The sequence below is a fragment of the Ammoniphilus soli genome (genome assembly GCF_040813775.1).
On sequence record NZ_JBEGDL010000008.1, the window covers coordinates 167,617 to 188,209 of the forward strand.

At 44.0% G+C, this 20,593-nt stretch carries 15 protein-coding genes; 1 reads left to right on the top strand and 14 read right to left on the bottom strand.

All coding sequences use genetic code 11. The features are described 5' to 3' along the window. Window positions 1-157: 157 nt before the first annotated feature. From ABLT31_RS17255 to ABLT31_RS17310, 12 genes are all read right to left on the bottom strand, one after another. Window positions 158-1,588 carry a sigma-54 interaction domain-containing protein gene (locus tag ABLT31_RS17255; protein WP_462976506.1) on the bottom strand — a complete coding sequence of 477 codons (1,431 nt, stop codon included), beginning with the start codon at window positions 1,586-1,588 and terminating at the stop codon, window positions 158-160. 277 nt (window positions 1,589-1,865) lie between these two features. Beyond that, the gene (locus ABLT31_RS17260; RefSeq protein ID WP_367753813.1) at window positions 1,866-2,420 is read right to left on the bottom strand and encodes a YitT family protein; all 555 of its coding nucleotides are present in this window, start codon (window positions 2,418-2,420) and stop codon (window positions 1,866-1,868) included. A 16-nt stretch (window positions 2,421-2,436) separates the two neighbouring features. Then, on the bottom strand, window positions 2,437-4,005 hold the full coding sequence (pruA, locus tag ABLT31_RS17265) for an L-glutamate gamma-semialdehyde dehydrogenase (RefSeq protein WP_367753815.1): 1,569 nt from the start codon (window positions 4,003-4,005) through the stop codon (window positions 2,437-2,439). A 63-nt stretch (window positions 4,006-4,068) separates the two neighbouring features. After that, window positions 4,069-5,331: a Glu/Leu/Phe/Val family dehydrogenase gene (locus ABLT31_RS17270; RefSeq protein ID WP_367753962.1), complete on the bottom strand. Its 1,263-nt coding sequence runs from the start codon at window positions 5,329-5,331 to the stop codon at window positions 4,069-4,071. A 292-nt stretch (window positions 5,332-5,623) separates the two neighbouring features. Further along, window positions 5,624-6,526, bottom strand: a complete 903-nt coding sequence (gene rocF / locus ABLT31_RS17275; protein WP_367753819.1) for an arginase — start codon at window positions 6,524-6,526, stop codon at window positions 5,624-5,626. Between the two features lie 367 nt (window positions 6,527-6,893). Continuing rightward, the gene (locus ABLT31_RS17280; RefSeq protein WP_367753821.1) at window positions 6,894-8,585 is read right to left on the bottom strand and encodes a glycerol-3-phosphate dehydrogenase/oxidase; all 1,692 of its coding nucleotides are present in this window, start codon (window positions 8,583-8,585) and stop codon (window positions 6,894-6,896) included. A gap of 146 nt (window positions 8,586-8,731) precedes the next feature. After that, on the bottom strand, window positions 8,732-10,222 hold the full coding sequence (gene glpK, locus ABLT31_RS17285; RefSeq protein ID WP_367753823.1) for a glycerol kinase GlpK: 1,491 nt from the start codon (window positions 10,220-10,222) through the stop codon (window positions 8,732-8,734). Next, window positions 10,222-10,797, bottom strand: a complete 576-nt coding sequence (locus ABLT31_RS17290; RefSeq protein WP_367753824.1) for a glycerol-3-phosphate responsive antiterminator — start codon at window positions 10,795-10,797, stop codon at window positions 10,222-10,224. Before ABLT31_RS17290 ends, glpK begins: the two co-directional genes overlap by 1 nt. A 99-nt stretch (window positions 10,798-10,896) precedes the next feature. Continuing rightward, complete coding sequence (locus ABLT31_RS17295; RefSeq protein ID WP_367753826.1) at window positions 10,897-13,323, bottom strand: glycoside hydrolase family 31 protein; 2,427 nt, start codon at window positions 13,321-13,323, stop codon at window positions 10,897-10,899. Window positions 13,324-13,375: 52 nt separating this feature from the next. Beyond that, a complete protein-coding gene (locus ABLT31_RS17300) occupies window positions 13,376-14,677 on the bottom strand; it encodes a TRAP transporter large permease (RefSeq protein WP_367753828.1) in 1,302 nt (433 codons plus the stop codon). 21 nt (window positions 14,678-14,698) lie between these two features. Further along, window positions 14,699-15,178 (bottom strand): TRAP transporter small permease, encoded by a 480-nt coding sequence (locus ABLT31_RS17305; RefSeq protein WP_367753830.1) that lies wholly within the window; start codon window positions 15,176-15,178, stop codon window positions 14,699-14,701. A gap of 107 nt (window positions 15,179-15,285) precedes the next feature. Further along, on the bottom strand, window positions 15,286-16,317 hold the full coding sequence (locus tag ABLT31_RS17310) for a TRAP transporter substrate-binding protein (RefSeq protein ID WP_367753831.1): 1,032 nt from the start codon (window positions 16,315-16,317) through the stop codon (window positions 15,286-15,288). A gap of 287 nt (window positions 16,318-16,604) precedes the next feature. Here ABLT31_RS17310 and ABLT31_RS17315 point away from each other — a divergent pair, with 287 nt between their 5' ends. Next, on the top strand, window positions 16,605-17,792 hold the full coding sequence (locus ABLT31_RS17315; protein WP_367753833.1) for an ROK family transcriptional regulator: 1,188 nt from the start codon (window positions 16,605-16,607) through the stop codon (window positions 17,790-17,792). Between the two features lie 97 nt (window positions 17,793-17,889). On the opposite strand, the gene ABLT31_RS17320 is transcribed toward ABLT31_RS17315, so the two are convergent. Together ABLT31_RS17320 and ABLT31_RS17325 are read right to left on the bottom strand one after the other, a co-directional pair. Beyond that, window positions 17,890-18,138 carry a PDZ domain-containing protein gene (locus ABLT31_RS17320; protein WP_367753964.1) on the bottom strand — a complete coding sequence of 83 codons (249 nt, stop codon included), beginning with the start codon at window positions 18,136-18,138 and terminating at the stop codon, window positions 17,890-17,892. A 367-nt stretch (window positions 18,139-18,505) separates the two neighbouring features. After that, on the bottom strand, window positions 18,506-20,446 hold the full coding sequence (locus ABLT31_RS17325) for a M23 family metallopeptidase (RefSeq protein ID WP_367753835.1): 1,941 nt from the start codon (window positions 20,444-20,446) through the stop codon (window positions 18,506-18,508). Window positions 20,447-20,593 lie beyond the last annotated feature (147 nt).

A 20,593-nucleotide genomic window follows, 5' to 3' on the forward strand; every position in this document is an offset into this window, starting at 1 on the left:
AAAGGGCTTCTAATCAAGATTAAGCCATCTTCTTCATCAAATATTCGTTGCAAAAACAATGCCATATATCCTCTGTAAGAAATAAAGGGAATTATAATGAATGGAAGCAAAAAATTTTAATATCAAATGCAAAATACTTCAATGAAATGAAAAAAAATTAGGCATCGGAGCTAATGGATTGGGCTTTTAATCTTCTTAGCCGGTATTGCAAGCTTTGGCGGCTGATTCCCATCTCTCTCGCTGCACGAGAAATGTTTCCTCCGTTTTTTTCAATCATTTTATGGATATAGTCGCTCTCAAATCCTTTGATTTGATCCTTCAAAAGAGCAGGATGGCCATCTAGACCGTGTTGAGATGCGTCTGGACTGCCAGAACTGGCTGGATGAAGTACCGCCTGGGCTTTCCTAGAAAGATGATGGGTCGGCAAATGGTCCAGCAGGATCTCCTCTTCATCCCCCATCAAATTCATCGCGCCTTCGATGAAATGCTGCAATTCTCGAATATTTCCTGGCCAATCATATTCCATGAAATACTGATGCACTTCCTGGCTCACTCCCGCTACTTGCATCCCAAACAGTTGATTATATTTATGAATGAAGGAATGGACTAAAAGCGGGATGTCTTCTTTTCTTTCCCTAAGGGAGGGAATGAACAAAGTAACAACACCTAAGCGGTAATATAAATCTTTGCGGATATGATTATTGGCAATCGCTTCAATCGGATCCTCGTTGATGGCAGCAATGATGCGGACGTCCATTTCTTTATCCTTGGAATCCCCGATCCTGCGTATGCTCTTTTCCTGGAGAGCCCGCAATAGCTTCGCTTGCAGGGGAAGATTCAAAGAATTAATTTCGTCTAGGAAAAGAGTTCCTCCTTCCGCTTGTTCAAATAACCCGGCCCGCTCGATGGCACCGGTAAAGGCACCTTTTGCCGTCCCGAATAAAATGCCTTCGATTAAGCTGTCCGGCAAAGCCGCACAATTCTGGGAAACAAACGGTTCTGAGGAGCGGCCGCTGGCATGATGGATACTTTGGGCAAACAGTTCTTTCCCTGTTCCCGTTTCTCCGATAATAAGAACAGAAGAAGAGGTCCTTGCCGCCCTTTTGGCATTATGGATCACTTCCATGATGGCATGGCTTCTGCCGATTATGCTGTCAAATGTATATCTGGTATGACCTTTCTCTATCTTTTGTCTAATGATCCGCTCCATTTTTGTAACATCACTCGCAAATTCAATAGCTCCAATGATTTGATCGCCATCAAAGATCGGATACGTATTGTTGATCGTGGTAATTTCTTTTCCTTTACCATTGAAATACGTTTGTTTCACGTTTAAGGTGGATTTCCCTTCATGTAAGGCAAGGAGCAGCGTGCTTTCCTGCTTATCGGGAAAATGGAATACATCCAGCAAATTTTTGTTCAGCACATCTTGTGCCTTCATCGATTCAATTTCGGTCATCTTAGGATTATATACAATCGTTTGGCCATGTTCATCAATGACATGAACCCCTTCGTTCATTCGATTCAAGACTTGCTCGTATATGTGAAGCCGTTTGGCTAATAGATTCGGATTTTGATCCATTTTCATAGTCCCCCCTTTTAACATGTATTTTATCATACAATCCAGCGAACGCAAAAAATATTTGCTCAATTATGAAGTGTTTGTATAATTATGCAAAATTATTTTGCGTTTCACTCTAGGGATATGATCATGACTATTATCGAGGTAGATATTTTATACAATATCCGAATAAATATTCATAAGATATTCATGGTTAGGGTAAATAAAAAGAGGGTTCTCAAAAGTGATAAGGCACTTTTGAGACACCCTCTTCGTTAACTGAAATTTTTCCCTGCTGCTTCTGTTAACTGGATCGTATGGAAACCTTCCCCCAGCGCCTCCGAATGGTATACATCGCCCTCTCCTTATCCAAATAAAGCAGGGAAAGGGCGATCACTATAATATCGAAGACTAGCAAACTTTTCCCAACCGGCCATCCCCATTGGCGCTGCAGCAATTGGGCCAGTATATCCGTCCCGCCCGTTGTTCCCCCATAGCGAAGGACAAGACCTAACCCAATCCCGACGGACAGCCCCGCAAATAAAGAGGCAAGCAGCACGTCATCCATGGGAAATCGGGCATCCCTAAACAAATAAAGAAATATAGATACAGACAAATTCCCATAAATTGTATAAAGAAAAGGAATTTTCCCAAAATATTTCCAAACCAGATAAAAGAGGGGCAGATTCAGCACTAGATTAGTTAGGGCAAGATCAAAATCAAACAGATATTTTAACAAAATCGCGATTCCGGTAACTCCGCCCTCTGCTATTCCATTCGCCATATTAAAATAGTTAATGCCAAAAGCCATAATAGCTGAGCCAAGGAGAATAACTAGCAAATTTACCCATTTATCCATAAGCTGTGCTCTTCTATTAATTGATTTTTCGGGAACATGCTTTAGCCTGGGTAAATAACAGCAAATAATCGTGTCCTCCTGCTTTGGAATCGGTGCCTGACATATTGAAACCGCCAAACGGATGAACACCGACAAGAGCACCTGTGCATTTGCGGTTGATGTAAAGGTTTCCGCAATGGATGGTGTCTAAAGCTTCTGCAATTCTTTCCTCATCTGCAGAGAAGAAGGAACCGGTAAGACCAAATTCAGTGCCATTATAAATTTCAATCGCTTGCTTCCAATCCTTCGCCTTGGCAATAGCTAGAACCGGTCCGAATATTTCTTCCTTCATAATTCGGGCGTCAGGCTGTACATCGGCAAATACAGTAGGCTGGATAAAATATCCATTCCCTTCCGCTTTCTCCCCGCCAGCAAGTAGCCTTCCTTCTTCTTTGCCGACTTCAATATAGTTCAGGATTTTGGTGTATGATTTTTCATCAATAACTGGACCGGCCGCAAAGTTTTTCTCCGGCAAACCAATGGCTAATCCTCTTGTTAGCTTTAATACTTTATCTACTACTTCATCATAGACCGACTCAACAATGATGGCCCGCGACCCTGCGGAGCATTTCTGGCCCTGGAATCCGAAAGCGGAGCTTACGATCGCTTGAGCCGCTGCATCGAGATCGGCCGTTTCATCTACCACAATGCCATCTTTTCCACCCATCTCCGCGACTACGCGCTTGATCCAAATTTGTCCTTCCCGCGTCTCTGAAGCCACACGATTAATGCGCAATCCTACTTCTTTCGATCCGGTGAAACTGATAAAGCGGATTTTAGGGTGTTTCGTTAAATATTCGCCAACCTCAACTCCTTCACCCGGAAAGAAATTAATAACGCCTGCCGGAAGTCCCACTTCCTCCATTAACTCTACAAATTTATGGGCCACAATCGGAGTTGGCATCGCTGGCTTGAGTACGACTGTATTTCCGGAAACGACAGCCGCTGTTGTCATTCCCACACAAATCGCAAGCGGGAAGTTCCATGGCGGGATCACCGCACCCACCCCAAGCGGGATATAACGCAGATGATTTTCTTCTCCCTGGATTTTGGTTAACGGCTGATGTTCATTGATCTGATCTAAACGAACCATTTCCCTTGCGTAAAATTCCATGAAATCAATGGCTTCCGCCGTATCGGCATCGGCTTCCGCCCAGTTTTTTCCGGATTCAAAGACCATTGCAGCCGAGAATTCATGCTTACGCTGTCTCATTAAATCCGCCGCTTTAAGTAGATATTCCGCTCTTTGCTGGGCAGGCACCCTTTTCCAGGATTCGAATGCAACTAAAGCCGCCTGAATCGCTTTCTCCGCCAATTCGGGATTTCCCATGCTTACGCTTCCCAAGACTTCATCCTTGTTGGCCGGGTTAATGGAAGGGAGTTTTTCTTCCGTAAAAATCTGTTCCACGCCAATATGCAGCGGGTATTCACGGCCAAATTCTTTCCTTGCACCCTCTAATGCCTTTTCCATTGCTAGCTTATTTTCCTCCAGCTGGAAGTCTGTAAAGGGTTCGTTTACGAATGCGGGGATCATTATTTTTGTCATTCTATTTCTGGCTCCTTTTATCTAGCATATTGCTTTATATCAAAAGTCGATTAGGCTATCGAATTAAACCCATCCTCTCCACTCAACCGCTTCAGCCATCCGTTTAAGACCAACAAGATAGGCAGCTAATCTCATATCCACTTTTCTGTTGCTTGAAACCTGAAGAACATTGTGGAAAGAAGCGATCAGGATCTTTTCCAATCTTTCCTGAACCTCTTGCTCCGTCCAATAGAAACCTTGATTATTTTGTACCCATTCAAAATAGGACACGACCACTCCACCGGCACTCGCTAACACATCAGGAACCAGCAGTACGCCGCGTTCCGTAAGAATTTCGGTTGCTCTTAGCGTAGTAGGACCATTAGCGGCTTCTACGACAACCTTCGCTTTAATATCCGCTGCATTTTCCTCCGTGATTTGGTTTTCAATGGCTGCTGGAACGAGGATGTCACAGTCCTTGATGAGCAGCTCTTGATTGGTAATCGTATTCGTGAACAGATTGGTAACCGTTCCGAATGAATCACGGCGATCCAGCAGATATTGGATGTCCAGACCAGCCGGATCATACAAAGCAGCATAAGCATCCGATATGCCAATAATTTTGGCACCTACATCGTGCAAGAATTTGGCGAGGAAGCTTCCTGCGTTCCCAAATCCTTGAATGATGACACGCGCCCCTTTCAGGTCGATCCCTGCTACTTTCGCTGCTTCATGCAAGATGATCGTTACGCCTTGGGCTGTAGAGGATTCTCTTCCAGCAGAGCCGCCTAGGACAAGCGGCTTCCCCGTAATGAATCCCGGAGAGTCATACTCGCGTATGCGGCTGTACTCATCCATCATCCACGCCATCACCTGCGAATTGGTAAATACGTCAGGCGCTGGGATATCCTTTGTCGGACCGACAAGCTGGCTTATGGCTCTTACATATCCACGGCTTAAGCGCTCTAACTCCCGCATCGACATTTGACGGGGATCACATTGGATCCCGCCCTTGCCGCCCCCGTACGGAAGACCGGTAATCCCGCATTTAATGCTCATCCACATAGCTAAAGCCTTTACTTCTTCCTCAGTCACGCTAGGGTGAAACCGAATGCCCCCCTTGGTCGGACCCACCGCATCATTGTGCTGGGCGCGATAACCGGTGAAAACCTTAACCGAACCATCATCCATTTTCACAGGAATACGCACGGTCAGCACGCGCATCGGTTCTTTGAGCAATTCATAGATTGCCTCTTTAAATCCCATTGCTTTAAGGGCTGTCTCAATCGTTCTCTGAGTTCTTTCCAGCACGTTCAACTTTTCCTGTTGTTCCTTTGTTGCAACCATTAGATTTGTCATGGGATTTCCTCCTCGTATAAAAGCCGAAAGTTTAAGAATTCTTTTCACGCTTATCTGAATATGCAAAAGGCATGCCAATTTCAAAGGTTAGGATTCTAAAGCCATTCTTTTAAAAGACGCAGGGAGTATTAGAAAAATATTTTTGCATGCTTTTGTTTTCTTCATAATAAGCAAATTTTATTTGCACTTTAATAGAGATAGGGGTGATTTTTCCATAACAAAAAAGGATGTCCTAAAAAGCTAGGCTTTTGGGCACCCTCCATACATTACATTAATGCTTTTATAATATTCTTTTGCCCAATAAGGAAGCGATTAGTTCAACCGTTAATCTTGATGTCCGATTTTCCTTATCAAGCGTCGGATTGACCTCAACAAACTCTGCGGAAGTGATGATGCCTGACTCATGCATCAACTCCAGCGCCAGGTGAGCTTCGCGATAATTTACCCCGCCGCGGACAGGAGTCCCCGTTCCCGGCGCTTCGGCCGGATCCAAGCTATCTACGTCAAAGCTAAGGTGAACGCCATCCGTATTGGCCGAAACAATCTGAATCGCCTCCTCTATCACCCGGGCCATCCCGTACCGATCAATTTCATGCATAGTATAGCATTTAATCCCTTTGGAGCGGATCAATTCTTTTTCTTGCGGATCCAATTGTCTCGCCCCGATAATCACCACATTTTCCGGTCTGATTTTCGGACAGATTCCGCCTAATTCCGTAAGGGAAGGATCACCATACCCTAGGCTGGCGGATAAGGACATGCCATGAATGTTACCCGAGGGGCTGGTTTCCGCTGTATTCAAATCGGCATGGGCATCAAACCATATGACCCCCATATTCTTATACTTGGCAGCCAGGCCAGCAATCGTCCCGATCGCTATGCTATGGTCCCCACCCAGAATTAAAGGAAATTGGTCCTTCTTAAGCATGGCTGGCACCAAGGCTGCAACTTTTTGATTAATCTCCACGACTTGATCCAAAAATTTCAGCTTAGGGTTACCTACCTCCCCAGGTTCACTTTCCAGGAATAAAGCATCATAATTTTCTACTTGTACCCCGCTTTGATTTAGATACCGCCTTAAAATATATTCAACCGCACCAGGTCCTCGACTAGCTCCCCGTTTCCCTGCTCCCAAATCGAACTCCACTTGCAATAGCCCTATTTTCTTGCTGGTTGTAATCATGATCGTCCTCCTAAAATATGATTCACCTATTATCATGCAAGAATTGTGCCGTTTTTAATTAACTATCTTCTCCATAGTCTGATGAATCAATTCTTTTCTCTCTAGAAAACGGACTGTTCCATTACATGCTGGATAAACGAAATATGAGCGGATTAATTTTGCACATCTTGCAAAATAGCAAAACAATTATGCACGAAGTGAATTTAGCGTACGGACTACCCCCTGCCCCAAGACGAAAAGCCAATTCTTCTATAGCTGAAGGAATTGGCTTTTTATCTTGCAAACTGGCAACATTATAAAACTCTAGAAGTCAATGGAGTGGCACGTTATCCTTAGTGCTTCCATTAGTGCACAATCATTTTTACTCTCAAATAACGGATTTTTCCTTTTTCTCCCGTTCATTGCAAGGCACCACGGCATCATGCAAATGCAGCTCTAGCTGTTCAGTATAAGTGGCCTTTTGCTTCGCACTCCAGTTCAATGTTTTAGCCATTAGGTCAATCACGGGGCGCTTCCACTGATGAACCCACCTAATGTCAAAGAACAGGGCGCCCGTGCGGCGAACGAAAAAGTCAACCGGAGTCACCGTCATCTCCTCTTGAATGCTGTAGAGAACAGTCGCAAACAGATCGACTGGCAGCTTATATTCCTTTGCTTCATCGCCATGCCGGGTGATGTGTTCGAAAAGGTGATCAACATTGGATCCATACCTGCGAACTAGCTTTTCAGCCTGCTCAGAGGACAGACCTAATTTTTCGCCTTCTTTCACTTTCTTTTGGATAAACGAAGGAAAGCTTTGGGAACCCCCCACGTCGCCTCCGGAAATCGGCATGTTCCTGGTCATGCATTCGCTATAAGAGCCCTTTCCTTCCTCTGTCAGTTGCTTGGCGACAAGATCCACCACGGTATCCGCCATTTTCCGATATCCTGTCAGCTTGCCTCCCGCTATGGTGATTAATCCAGATTCGGACACCCAAATTTCATCTTTGCGGGAAATTTCGGAAGGTCCTTTTCCTTCTTCGTGAATAAGCGGACGAAGTCCGGCCCAGCTTGATTCGATATCCTCAGCGGTAATGCCAACCGTTGGGAACATATAGTTAATCGCATCAATAATGTAGCTTCGGTCTTCTTCTGTCATCCGGGGGTGTGCCTTGTCTCCGGTGTATACGGTATCTGTCGTTCCGACATAGGTTTTTCCATCCCGCGGAATGGCAAAAACCATCCTTCCATCCGCTGTATCGAAATAGCTGGCCTGCTTTAAGGGGAAACGCTCCTGATCAAAAACGAGATGAACGCCTTTGGTTAATTGTAGGGATTTTCCTTTTTTCGAACCATCCTTTTCCCGGAGGGAATCCGCCCAGGGACCTACAGCATTGACGATTTTTTTTGCAAATACTTTGCAGGTTTTCCCTGTAAGTTGATCTGCCACTTGGACACCTGCAACTTTACCGTCCCTGTAGATGAATTCCTCGACTTTTGCGTAATTTACTGCAGTTGCCCCTCTCCTCACGGCTTCCTTGATGACTTCTATTGTCAAGCGGGCGTCATCGGTCCGATACTCAACATAGTAGCCGCCGCCTTTCAATCCTTCCGTTTTCAGAAGCGGTTCTCTATCCATGGTTTCCTGTGCGCTCAGCATGCTGCGCCTCTCGCTGCGCTTGACGCCAGCCAGAAAGTCATACACCTTCAGGCCTATCGATGTACTAAATTTACCGAAGGTACCCCCCTCATGGATCGGCAGCAGCATCCATTCCGGCGTCGTTACATGCGGTCCGTTTTCATAAACAATCGCCCGCTCTTTTCCCACCTCGGCTACCATTTTCACCTCGAATTGCTTGAGATAGCGCAGACCTCCATGAACCAATTTCGTGGAACGGCTGGATGTGCCTGCCGCAAAATCCTGCATTTCGAACACGACGGTTTCGATTCCCCGTGTGGTGGCATCCAAGGCAATTCCTGATCCGGTAATTCCTCCGCCGATGACGATCAGATCCACCTGCTTATTATCCAATTCGGAAATGATATTTCTTCTATCTATGCTTGAAAACGTTAAACGCATTTGGTTTTCCCCCTTAATAAAAATGACGACGCAAATAAGGAGACCACAACACAAACAATCGCTGCCATATGCAGCCAATCGTAATGGTTATGGTCTCCAAGTCTCCAACCGTTATTAACTTAAGTTTATTATAGCATACTTTCGTTTTATTTAAAAGCCATAGTTGCCTTTATGGCCTTTTTCCAACGGTTGTACAATTCGCTGCGCTGCTCTTCCGCCATCTGCACATCAAAGCATCGATCCACATTCCACTGCTTGGAAATTTCCTCCTGGTCTTTCCAATATCCGGTGGCTAGCCCTGCCAAGTAGGCAGCGCCTAATGCAGTTGTTTCATTTATTTTTGGGCGCTCGACGGTCACTCCCAATATGTCGCTCTGAAACTGCATCAAAAAGTTGTTTTTTACAGCTCCCCCGTCCACGCGCAGCCTTTGTAATGAAATGCCGGAATCAGCTTCCATAGCGGTCAGGACATCCTTCGTCTGGTAAGCTAGGGATTCCAATGTGGCGCGTATCAGATGTTCCTTTTCCGTTCCTCGGGTCAATCCGAAAATGGCGCCGCGCACCTCGCTGTCCCAGTATGGGGTTCCAAGCCCTACAAAAGCCGGCACCACATATACCCCATTCGTTGAGGATATCCGAGACGCGTACTCCTCGCTGTCTTTCGCTTCCTTGATCATGCGGAGACCATCGCGGAGCCACTGTATCGCCGAACCAGCTACAAAAATGCTTCCCTCAAGCGCATACTCCACTTTTCCGTTTAGGCCCCAAGCTATGGTAGTAAGGAGTCCGTGCTTTGACATTACTGCCTTATCCCCCGTATTCATCAGCATGAAGCAACCTGTTCCATAGGTATTTTTCGCCATTCCTTGCCCGAAGCAGGCTTGACCGAACAGAGCGGCCTGCTGATCACCGGCCACGCCTGCAATCGGCACCTCCTGTCCGAAGAAATGGGTAGGATCTGTATATCCATAGACGTCGGAGGATGGGCGGACCTGGGGAAGCATAGATTTGGGGACAGTTAGAAGTTCCAATAATTCGTCATCCCAAGATAAGTCATGAATATTAAACATTAATGTGCGAGAGGCATTCGAGTAATCCGTCACATGAATTTTTCCGCAGGAAAGCCTCCACATTAACCATGTATCTATCGTGCCGAACAAAAGTTCTCCTCGCTCTGCACGACTCCTTGCCCCCTCCACGTGGTCAAGAATCCATTTCACTTTTGTCCCGGAAAAGTAGGCATCGATCAATAGCCCCGTTTTATTGCGGAAAAGGTCACTATGCCCCTGGGCTTTTAACTCTTCGCATATGTCTGCCGTTTGGCGGGATTGCCAAACAATGGCATGATATAAGGGCAGTCCCGTCCGTTTGTCCCAAACCACAGTCGTTTCTCGTTGATTGGTCAAACCAATGGCGGCTACCTGTTCAGCCTTCACTCCCGATTCGGACAAACAAGTGGCGATCACAGCAAGAACCGACCCCCAAATTTCATTGGCATCCTGCTCTATCCACCCTGGATTGGGGTAATATTGGGAAATTTCCCTCTGGGCCATATGCACAATATTTCCCTGGCGATTAAATAAAATGGCACGGGAACTCGTTGTTCCTTGATCGATGGATAAAACATAAGTTTCCATTATATCTCTCCCCCTGGATTATTTTGATAGTGCTTCCACAACTCCCGGTTTGATGTGGTGATCGCCTTCGCCCCCGCTCTCAATGCCCGCTCTACATCTTCCGCCGTGCGGATAAACCCACCCGCAAAGACCGGAATTCCTGTCTTCTCAACGACTTCTGCAATGATATGGGGCATGCCGCCCGGCATCACTTCGATATAATCCGGTTTGGTTTTTTCAAAAAGCGCATAGCTCTTTTCCAGCGCATTGGTGTCTAAAAGAAAAAGCCTTTGGATGGCTCGTATCCCTTTTTTCTTTGCTGTTAGGATTACATTGGCCCTGGTGGAAATAATCCCTGCAGGCTGAATGTCTTGACAAAGAAATTCTGTAGCAAATTCATCATTTTTCAACCCATGAATCAAATCCGCATGCAAGAAAATATGTTTCCCTTGAGATCGTGCCAGTTCATGCAGGAGTCTTAATTTTGCAATATGCACTTCAAGAAAAATTCCGTATTGATACGAGCTCTTTAGGAATTTTTCAAGGTCCTTCTCCTGTTTGACAGCAGGTATGATTTTTTGCTCCAGTAATTTCATCCGATATTCACCCTTTAAAAATGATGGAAAAAGCGAAAGCCGGTCTGCGAATTGAACCGGCCTTCCATTCTACCAATGTGTTCCATTTGAAAGATAAAGTCAATTATTCTTTATTGCTATGCTTTCTACAGATACTTGAAGAACGTTTATTGGATTCGACTTGTTTTCCAATCCATTGATGATAATCTTTCGTGTTTCAGAAGATGGGAAATACAGTCTGATTTGATGATATGGAAGAGTATATTCCCCTTCTTTTTCTATCGTGACTTCAATTTGATCTTCTGTCGTTTTCATCAAGACATGGATCATGGCATAATGACCTTTGGCATATCCATAGGAAACCCCATCATCCTCAAACAGGCTGTACTTGCTCTCCCCTTCCTTCTTGTGAGGGAAGAACATAAACCCTCTTTCATCCTTTGACTTCGTTTCAAAGGTGATTTCTGCATCATTAACGGGAAGGATGGACCCGCCTTTCACCAATAAAGGGGTATAGTCAAGAGGTGCGGGAATCGTCACGGTTGTTCCGCCCTCATACCATTTTTCCGTATGGAAATCATACCAGCCGGAATCATGTTTTGGCAGATACACTTCTCGTTCATATTTCCCTTTTTTCACAACGGAAGCTACCAGCAAACGATCTCCCAGCATAAAATCATCATTTTCTTCAAATGTATTCGGATCAGACTCAAAATCATAGAACGTCGGCTTGATAATCGGCTCATTATCTTTATGCGCATGATAAAGCAACTGATAAATATATGGCGTAAACTTGCTCCTGAACTTGATGAGCTTTCTGATGTATTTTGTTGCTTCCGGATACATCCACGGCACGTTGACCGTCCCATCATCATTCCAGGAATGGATAGTAAAGCGCGGATAGAAAATGCCGTTTTGCACCCATCGGATAAACAGCTCCGGTTCCGGCGTAGGACCGGCAAACCCGCCTACATCATGGCCAAAATTGAAAACTCCGGATAAGCTCAGACCAATTCCTGTCCGGATATTGTATTTTAGGGTTTTCCAGCTTGTACGATTATCTCCAGTCCATGTCTGCACATAGCGCTGCATGCCTGGACAGCCTGATCTCGAGATGAGATACGGCCTTTTCTCAGGAGCAAACTCTTTTTGCGCTTCATAGGAGGCTTTCATCATAAGCAGCGGCTGCAGCGGACGAATAAGACCAATCGGTATCTCTTCCCCAAACCCATGCGCTATAGCTTGACGGTCCCAAATCTCATATTCGTTGTTATCATTCCAGGTGGATTCGATTCCGTAAGAAAGCAACTGCTGCTTCACATTGGATTTCCACCATTCAATCGTTTTCGGATTGGTAAAATCCACATACGCACCGAGCTCATCCCAAAATTGCGCGATTTCCGGTCCTTCTTTGTCTCTTGAAAGCACAAACATGTTCTCATCTTTCAACTCTTGGAATTTAGGGTGATCCAATAATAAACATGGCTTAATATTGGCACACAGCTTCAATCCCTTTTCCTCGAAATCTGCAGCCAGTTTCTTTGGGTCTGGAACCTTGGAATAATTCCAATTGAAAACATATCGCTTATCTCCAATGGATGTGTATCCAGAAGAAAGCTGGAAGGAGTCGCAAGGAATATCATGCACTTCACAATCACGCAAAAATTGGAGAAGCTGCTCTTGGGCATTAGGGGCATCCGTATAAGTCATCGTTGATCCCGAATAGCCGATACTCCATTTCGGAGGCAGAATGGTATTCCCTGTCATCCAGGCAAATTTTTTAACCACATCATTTACCTTTGGCCCAAGGATCACATAGTAGTCCAGATCCCCGCACTCGGCCTGATAGTAGCGATAGTATCCATGATAATTGTCCAATTCAGATCCCATTTCAAAGATCGATGTCGCCAAATTATCATAAAAAAGACCATAGGCTAATTCTGTCTTTTGGTTCCGGGTGATATAAAAGGGGATATGCTTATATAGGGGATCCGTCGTTTCCGGATCATATCCCATCGGATCGACATTCATCATTCGGAATCGTCTGCCGTGCTTGTCTACATTGCCGGTTTTTTCCCCAAGGCCGAAGTATTGTTCATCCAAGGAACGTTCCAGATAATGAAAGACTCCCTCTCCTAGGCCATTGCCGAAATTATAGCTTTGCGTTTTGCGATCATTGGCTAGAAGTACCCATCCTGTTTCCGTTTTGGCATACCACTGAATCTTAAATCCGTTTAAGTGGATGACAGCTTTCAGTTTTGAAGTCGCTACAGTAAATTGTTCATTTTCGCCTTCCACCTCAAATTGAGGCAAAGAAAATGGCGTAAGGTCGAACCGGTCTCTTCCTTCAAAAGGAATATCATCCATTCCAGGTGCGACGAGCCAGGTTTTGTTTAATTCCAATTTATTGTCATTCAAGAAAATCACACGGAAAATATCCTCTTCCAAAACATACAGGCGAACCTGGATATTTTCATCTTTCAATTTAAAAAGCAGGCCATGATCAATTTCCGAGTCAAATTCAAATCGATAGTCGGGTTTAATCAAGACAGGCACCTCCGGCGTAATGATTTATTAAAAAATGGTATGGGTCATGCAACTACATGACCCCAAATAGTTTTGGAACAAACAGGGTAATGGATGGAATATACGTAACAAGCAGTAATGTAACAATTAAACCTGCCATGAAAATCAATAGCGGTTTTGTTACCGCCTCTATGCTGACTCCCCCAACACTGCATCCGACAAACAAACTGCTTCCCGATGGGGGACTCACGATTCCGATACAGAGGTTAAAGACCAAAATAATTCCGAAATGCACAGGATCCATGCCTATTTCAGTAACAATCGGCAAAAAGATAGGGGTAAAAATCAGGATTGCCGGTGTGATATCCATTACGGTCCCGACCAATAGCAATACGACATTCATAATCAATAAAATAACGATAGGGTTTTCTGAAATAGATAATACAGACTCGCTGATCGCAGTCGGTATACCACTAAACGCCATTACCCAGGACATGATGGATGAAGCACCAACCAGGAATAACACAATCCCTGTCATGACAACCGTTTCCATCAAAATCTTGGGGACATCTGACCACTTTATGGTTTTATAAAAGATAGAAAGAATCACGGAATAGAAAACAGCCACAGCCGATCCTTCTGTTGCAGTAAAGACTCCAGCCACAATTCCCCCGATAACGATAACGATGAGCAGTAAACTTGGAATGGCATCGATAACAATCTTTAGGCCCTCGGAAAAGCTAGGTCTCTTGGCTATTGGATACTTCTCTTTTTTGGCGATGATGTAGGCAATAATCATGACCGTTAGACCCATTAGGATTCCCGGTACATAACCCGCTACAAACAATGCCGCAATGGAAGTTCCTCCACTGGCCAAAGAGTATATAATCAGTGCTCCGCTTGGAGGAATCAATAGGCCCGAAGGTGAAGAAGCAATGTTTACAGCCGCGGAATACGCTTTATTATATCCTTCTTTTTCCTGAAGCGGAGCCAAAACACCGCCGATGGCAGCTGCTGACGCTACCGCGGAACCTGAAATCGAACCAAACAGCATGTTCCCCACAACATTGGTATGAGCCAATGATCCAGGAAGTCTTCCGCCAAGAAACTTGGCCAAATTGACGAGGCGAAGGGCAATTCCCCCGTTATTCATGATAATTCCTGATAAAATGAAAAAGATGACGGCCAAGAGGGAAAAACTATCTATTCCGGTCACAAGCTTTTGAGCTGCGGTATAAATGGCAACATCAAACGGCACAATCATTAAAGCAGCAATAAAGGATGATATCCCTGTGGCTACTGAAATCGGAATCCCCATTGCCATTAAAATAATAAAACTAACAACCATTACTAAACCTGTTTCTAGCGCACCCATGTAAAGCTCCCCCTTTCCTGTCTATACCGTTTCTTCCTTCTTTCTGATCCACTCGGGCATGTTCAAGAGCTGATAGATAATAATGATAATTCCGGAAATCGGCAAAATGGAATAAATCACTCCAACCGGAATCTGCAGAATCGGCGTCATTTGTGTCATGGTCTTAGCCACAATGTTTAACCCGCCTTTAATCATAACCGCACCGGCAAAGCCAATAATGAACAGATCATTCACCATTCTGAGCGCCTTTTGATTGTTCCCTTTTAATTTCTCCAATAAGGAGGTGATCGCCAAATGCTGATTGGTGCCGAAAGCATAGCTTGCTCCTAACATGGTGGTCCATATGAGTCCAAAACGAAGCAGCTCTTCTGTAACCGTGCTCGGATCGCCCAATACATATCGGCTAAAGACCTGCCAAATTGCCCCGATAACCATAACAGTGGTGAATACGCACCCGACAATCATAATCAGCCTATCCAGGAAACTGCGTAATATTTTCATTTCATCCTCTCCTCCCTTCAAATGGGTATTCTTCCCCAACATATAACAAAAGATCAAGCCCCATGTGTTATAACTCCTTGCAAGGCGGGGCTTGACCTTTCACCCTTCTATTTTAGAGCTTCAATAGCATCCATGACTTCTTTGACCTTAGGATCTTTCTTGCTGTATTCATCATGCATAGGCTTAACCTTTTCAATGAATGGCGCTTTATCCACTTCATGGAATTTCACGCTCATCTTGGATTCAGCTTCTGTTCTTGCCTCTTGGATTGCTTTATTCCATAGTTCCTTTTGGTATTCTGTAGAGGATTTAGCTGCCTCATTTAGGATTTTTTGCTGTTCTGGAGATAGTTTGTCCCAGGTATTAGAACTGATGACAAGAACATCCGGAATCATCGTATGCTCATTGAGCGAGAAATCTTTCGCCACTTCGCCGTGTTTTCCAGTAGTTAAAGCGGTTTCGTTGCTTTCCGCACCATCGATAACCCCCGATTGCAATGCCGTATAAACCTCTCCGTACGCCATTGGTGTTGGGTTACCACCCAGTAATTCCACCATCTTTATTGCTGTCGGTGAATCCTGAACACGAATCTTTAACCCTTTTAAATCATCCGGAGTTTTAATTGCCTTTCCTTTGGTATAGAAACTTCTTGCCCCGGAATCATAGTAGGTCAAGCCGACAAATCCTTTATCCTTGTTCGCACCATAAAGCTTTTGAACCGCTTCCGATTCCATGGATTTATAAAAGTGATCCTTGCTTACGAACAGATAAGGAACGCTGAACACGGCATATTCAGGAGCAAAGTTCTCCAGGGCAGCTGCACTCACTTTGGTCATATCCACTGCTCCGCCTTGAAGCTGCTCCAGCACTTCCTTTTCCGCTCCAAGAACGCCATTAGCAAAGATCTGAACTTTCATTTTTCCTCCGGACTTTTCTTCCACCTTCTTGGAAAAATCGGAAAGCGCTATGTGTACCGGGTGATCTTCACTCAAATTATGGGCTAGCTTTAGTGTTTGCTCCTTTTCTTCCGTTCCCTTTCCGGTTTCAGCAGCACCTGTATTGCCCTCGGTATTGCCGCATCCGCTCAAAAGTCCAGCTGCTAAAATTCCAGAAGCAACAAAAGATAACAATTTTCTCATCTGATTGACCTCCATTTTCTAAACGCTTATTTTTTCTAAATCAAACCCCAGTCCTTTTGATACCTCCACCCTTATAATCTCAAAAGTCCTGAAGTTTAAATCAGTAACCCCTTACATTTAGTTTCATTAGGTTTGTTGACTAAACAAACTATGTTTTTATATTATATGATTAACTGGTAGATTGCAATATCCCTAATTTCATTTCACAAATTTCTAACATTTTTTTAAAGATCAGATATAATCAATAATAGATAATATCAGCCTTGCCCTACTTTCAGGAGGTTCATATGAATACCGGAGATGCAGCATACATTCGAAATTTAAATAGAAAAATCATCTTGGAAAATATCATTCAGCATAAAAACATCTCACGAGCCGATTTATCCAAGATAACTGGACTTAATAAGGCAACCATTTCTAGTCAGGTTTCATCGCTTCTAGAGGATGGGGTCATCATCGAGACAGAACTGGATAAGTCCAGCGGGGGAAGAAAGCCTATTCTACTCACTTTAAATAAAGATGCTGGCTTTTCTATTGGAATTGAAATTGATACCACTCAAATATCTTTTATTATGACGGATCTTTCGGGGAAGATTCTTGATCAGCTTCATGTAAAATTTATTGATTCATCCTTTGAGCATATCAAAGAAACGATCATATCAACGATCAAGTCCATGGTCAATGCCAGACAGGAAACGCTCTATGGTTTAGTTGGTATTGGAATTGGGGTCCAAGGAATCGTGGATAAACAGCAACAGATTATTTTTACTCCCCGTCATCAGTGGAAAAATGTCGATTTGAAAAAACCTTTGGAAGAGGAATTTAAAGTAGAGGTCCATGTGGATAATAATACGAATTTATGTGCTTTAGCTGAAGTTGTATACGACCATCATGATACAAACAATCTGTTATGTATAAGTACTTACTCAGGCATTGGCCTAGGAATTATGATCAACAATGAAATCTATAGAGGAGATCACGGATTCGCGGGGGAAATCGGACATATGATCATTTTCCCAAAAGGCAAAAAATGCCCTTGCGGAAATTTAGGCTGCTGGGAGCAATATGCGTCCGAAAAAAGCTTTTTGGAGGAATTTAAAGAAATAAAAGGTCTTCAGGATTGTTCCTTGGAGGACGTTAAAACACTCATTAGGGATGATGACTCAGCAACTTTAGCACATTTAGACAATTTATCTTTTTCTTTAAGTATAGGGATCAATAATGTGATTAACATTTTCAACCCTGAAACCATTATTATCAACAGTCAATTAAGTAAAATTTATCCTGAGCTGATCAATCACATCCAAGGCGGCCTTGCTTCTTTCATCAATCACTACCGGACCATTCAGTTCTCTGATCTTGGAAAAAAAGCCTGTGTTTTAGGTGCTAATGCCATCAGCATTCAAAAATTTCTAGGTATTTCTAATATGCAATTTGAAAAATTCTCGGACGCAGAAACGCCCGAGCCCCTTTAGTTGAAATCTTCTTTCCATTGCCGTCAGCGCCCACTCGAATTGAGAAGGCGCTACGGTCAATCCCTTTACAGCAAAGTTAATTACTAACTTTGCTGCCCTACTTCTCCGAAATCACCGCCTTCAGCGTTTGCTGCGAACCCTCCCTGGAAATCAGAATTTCTATTGTAGAACCTATATCCGCTTGATCAATTCGGTCCGATAAATCCGATGTATTAGCTATTTTTTCACCATTAATCTCTAAAATAATGTCTCCTGCTTTTAAACCTGCTTTAGAAGCCGGGCTATCTGGGGCAACATAGGCAATCACGGTTCCCTCTTGATTTTCTGTCTCAAGATACTGGGCGATTGAAGGAAGACTTTCTTACTTTTCTTCGATGCTCCTTCATGCTGATATACTCTTGCACTTCTAGTTTTTCTTCTTTTATATCCATAAAGAAAACCCCCGTTTCAATCATTGTTCATGACTTCTTGTACTGGGACTATCCTAACAACTCTTAGTGAAAAATTAGAGAAAAAAAGGCTCGCACCCTACAGATTTCTCACAGCCTTCGATTTGGTGAGTTTATCTGCTTATTGTGTGAGCCCATCAAGCGGGTTACTTTAGGGGGAAAACATGAAGAATTTAATGCTGGACCTCTCCTTTATCGTACAGTCCAATAGTGAAATTTTGATGAAAACACAAAGTTTATTTTAGCTGCTGCCCAAAACCATCCTTATGCTCCTTCTTCCACGAATACCCAGAGTGGGCTGGAGAAATCAAAGTATTCGCTGGGGTCCAAGGCCTGGCCGTTTTCTAAGATTTCAAAATGCAAATGGGTGCCATAGGAATCCCCCGTATTTCCCATGGTTCCAATAGGGGTTCCTTTCTTGACGGTATCCCCCGTTTTAACTTCGATGGATTTTAAGTGCCCATAACGGGTTTGCACGCCGCTTTCCGGATGATAAATATAAACGACATTGCCATACCCATCCGCACGTCCGGCGTATTGTACAATGCCATCCGACATCGACCAGATCGGATCGCCATCAACTCCCTGTTCCATTGCCCCCACATCGATTCCTTTGTGAAACTCTTCGTCACGGGGACCAAAGGATGAGGTGATTCTCTTGGAGGAGGTGATCCATACCCAGTTATGCTGATTTCCGTACTGGACCTCTTGCAGGCTGTATACTTCAGGACGCCTCTCCTGATCCTGGACGGAAGCAAAGGTCATCCGGACACCTTGCATTTGATCGGAGATAGACTGAAGCTCTCCCTTTTCATTATAGGCATACCATATCTCGTTTCCTCTAGAATCTGTAATGCTTGCCACCTGACCTCCCGCATTGTAGTAAAAACTAATCTTCTGATTGGACAGATCAGCTATAGAAAGCAGCTTTCCGCTATCATGGTAAGTGTACGTCATGACATTCGGGATGATCTCGGTATCGGTCCATTTAGCCAGCTTCCCATTCGTATTAAAAGTCAATTTTGATCCATCCGGTTTAGACACGACATACATCTTGCCTAAGGGATCTAACGTTAGTCTTAAGCCACTGTCTTCCGATTCCAAATATCCACCCTTGTTATCCTGCTTAAAGAGATACTTTGTCCCATCCGTGTCCGTAAAGGAGACAGAATCCTCTTTTTCCGCTTCGACCCTTGTTCTAGCGTAAGCCAGCCATTGATAAAACTTCTCCTGGTCCCGGGCTTGTCCAGTTTCTAGCCTCATATGGCGAAGCGATAATAAGGCAGTAGGTTTCCAGGCTTGGATTCCCGCTTCCCCTTCTCCTGAAGAAGCCATCAAAGCATCAGGATAAAAGTTAAGTATGATTTTCTGATCCCCGACCCTTTGAGGGCCACCATTCAAATCCTTCACTATGCTCCAAAGTAATGGCAGATTTTTTCCTCGCTCGCCTATCAGATCATTTTCTTGTTGCCCATCGGCTAAAGCAATAGTTAATCTCACCTTCATTGGATATTGTTCCTTTGATGGGAGAGGACTTACCTGCACATGCATTTGTTGGTTCTCCGTATCCCATGTGACTTCAGGTACAACTCCATTGCCTCCTGCGATCGAAGGAATGAGCTGGGCGATCTTTTGGCCCTTATCATCTAATACATCGTAGCGCTCACTATTTCCAATTTCTTTTAAAGTCAATTTGCTTAGCGTCATGTCCATCGTAAACTGATGGGCAGCCTCTTGATCGGATATCATCAATTCTTCTACAACCGAATCACTTTCCGCCGTAAATTCAACATCCACACCAGGGTATACTTCTTTATACTGGATTTTATTTTTATTGACCAGGACCTGTTCTGGCTGCGCCTCTTGCGGCATGGAATCCATCATGCTATCCCCTAGCCTAAAACGAAATCTCACTTCGTCGGCAAATAAGGAGTCATAGCGGTTTGCTTTATTTTGCACCTTAAAAGCTTCTTCATCGGATAACACCAAGGTATTTTCGATGGGAACCCATTGAAGATCTTCATCTTGATAAAAAATGGATTGGGGATAAACTTCATAAGACATCGTCCCGTTTTTTTCTTGGAAGGTCTTGGAATGGGCTGTCCTTTCGGAAGGCAACTCCATTCTTTCCTCAGCACTCGTGTGGCTAGATATTGCAAAAAGAACATAGACAGCAATCGATATTGATTTCAATAAAGAGCCCACATCTCTTCTCCTCTAGTTGTTTTTCTCAAATTCTGGACCACTCCATATAGAGGATGTCCTTTTTGGCAAATTTGATTATAACGAATAAAAATGAAAAAAAAGAGAAAAGAGGCAGCGGGGATTTTGCATAGATATTAAAAAAATTTT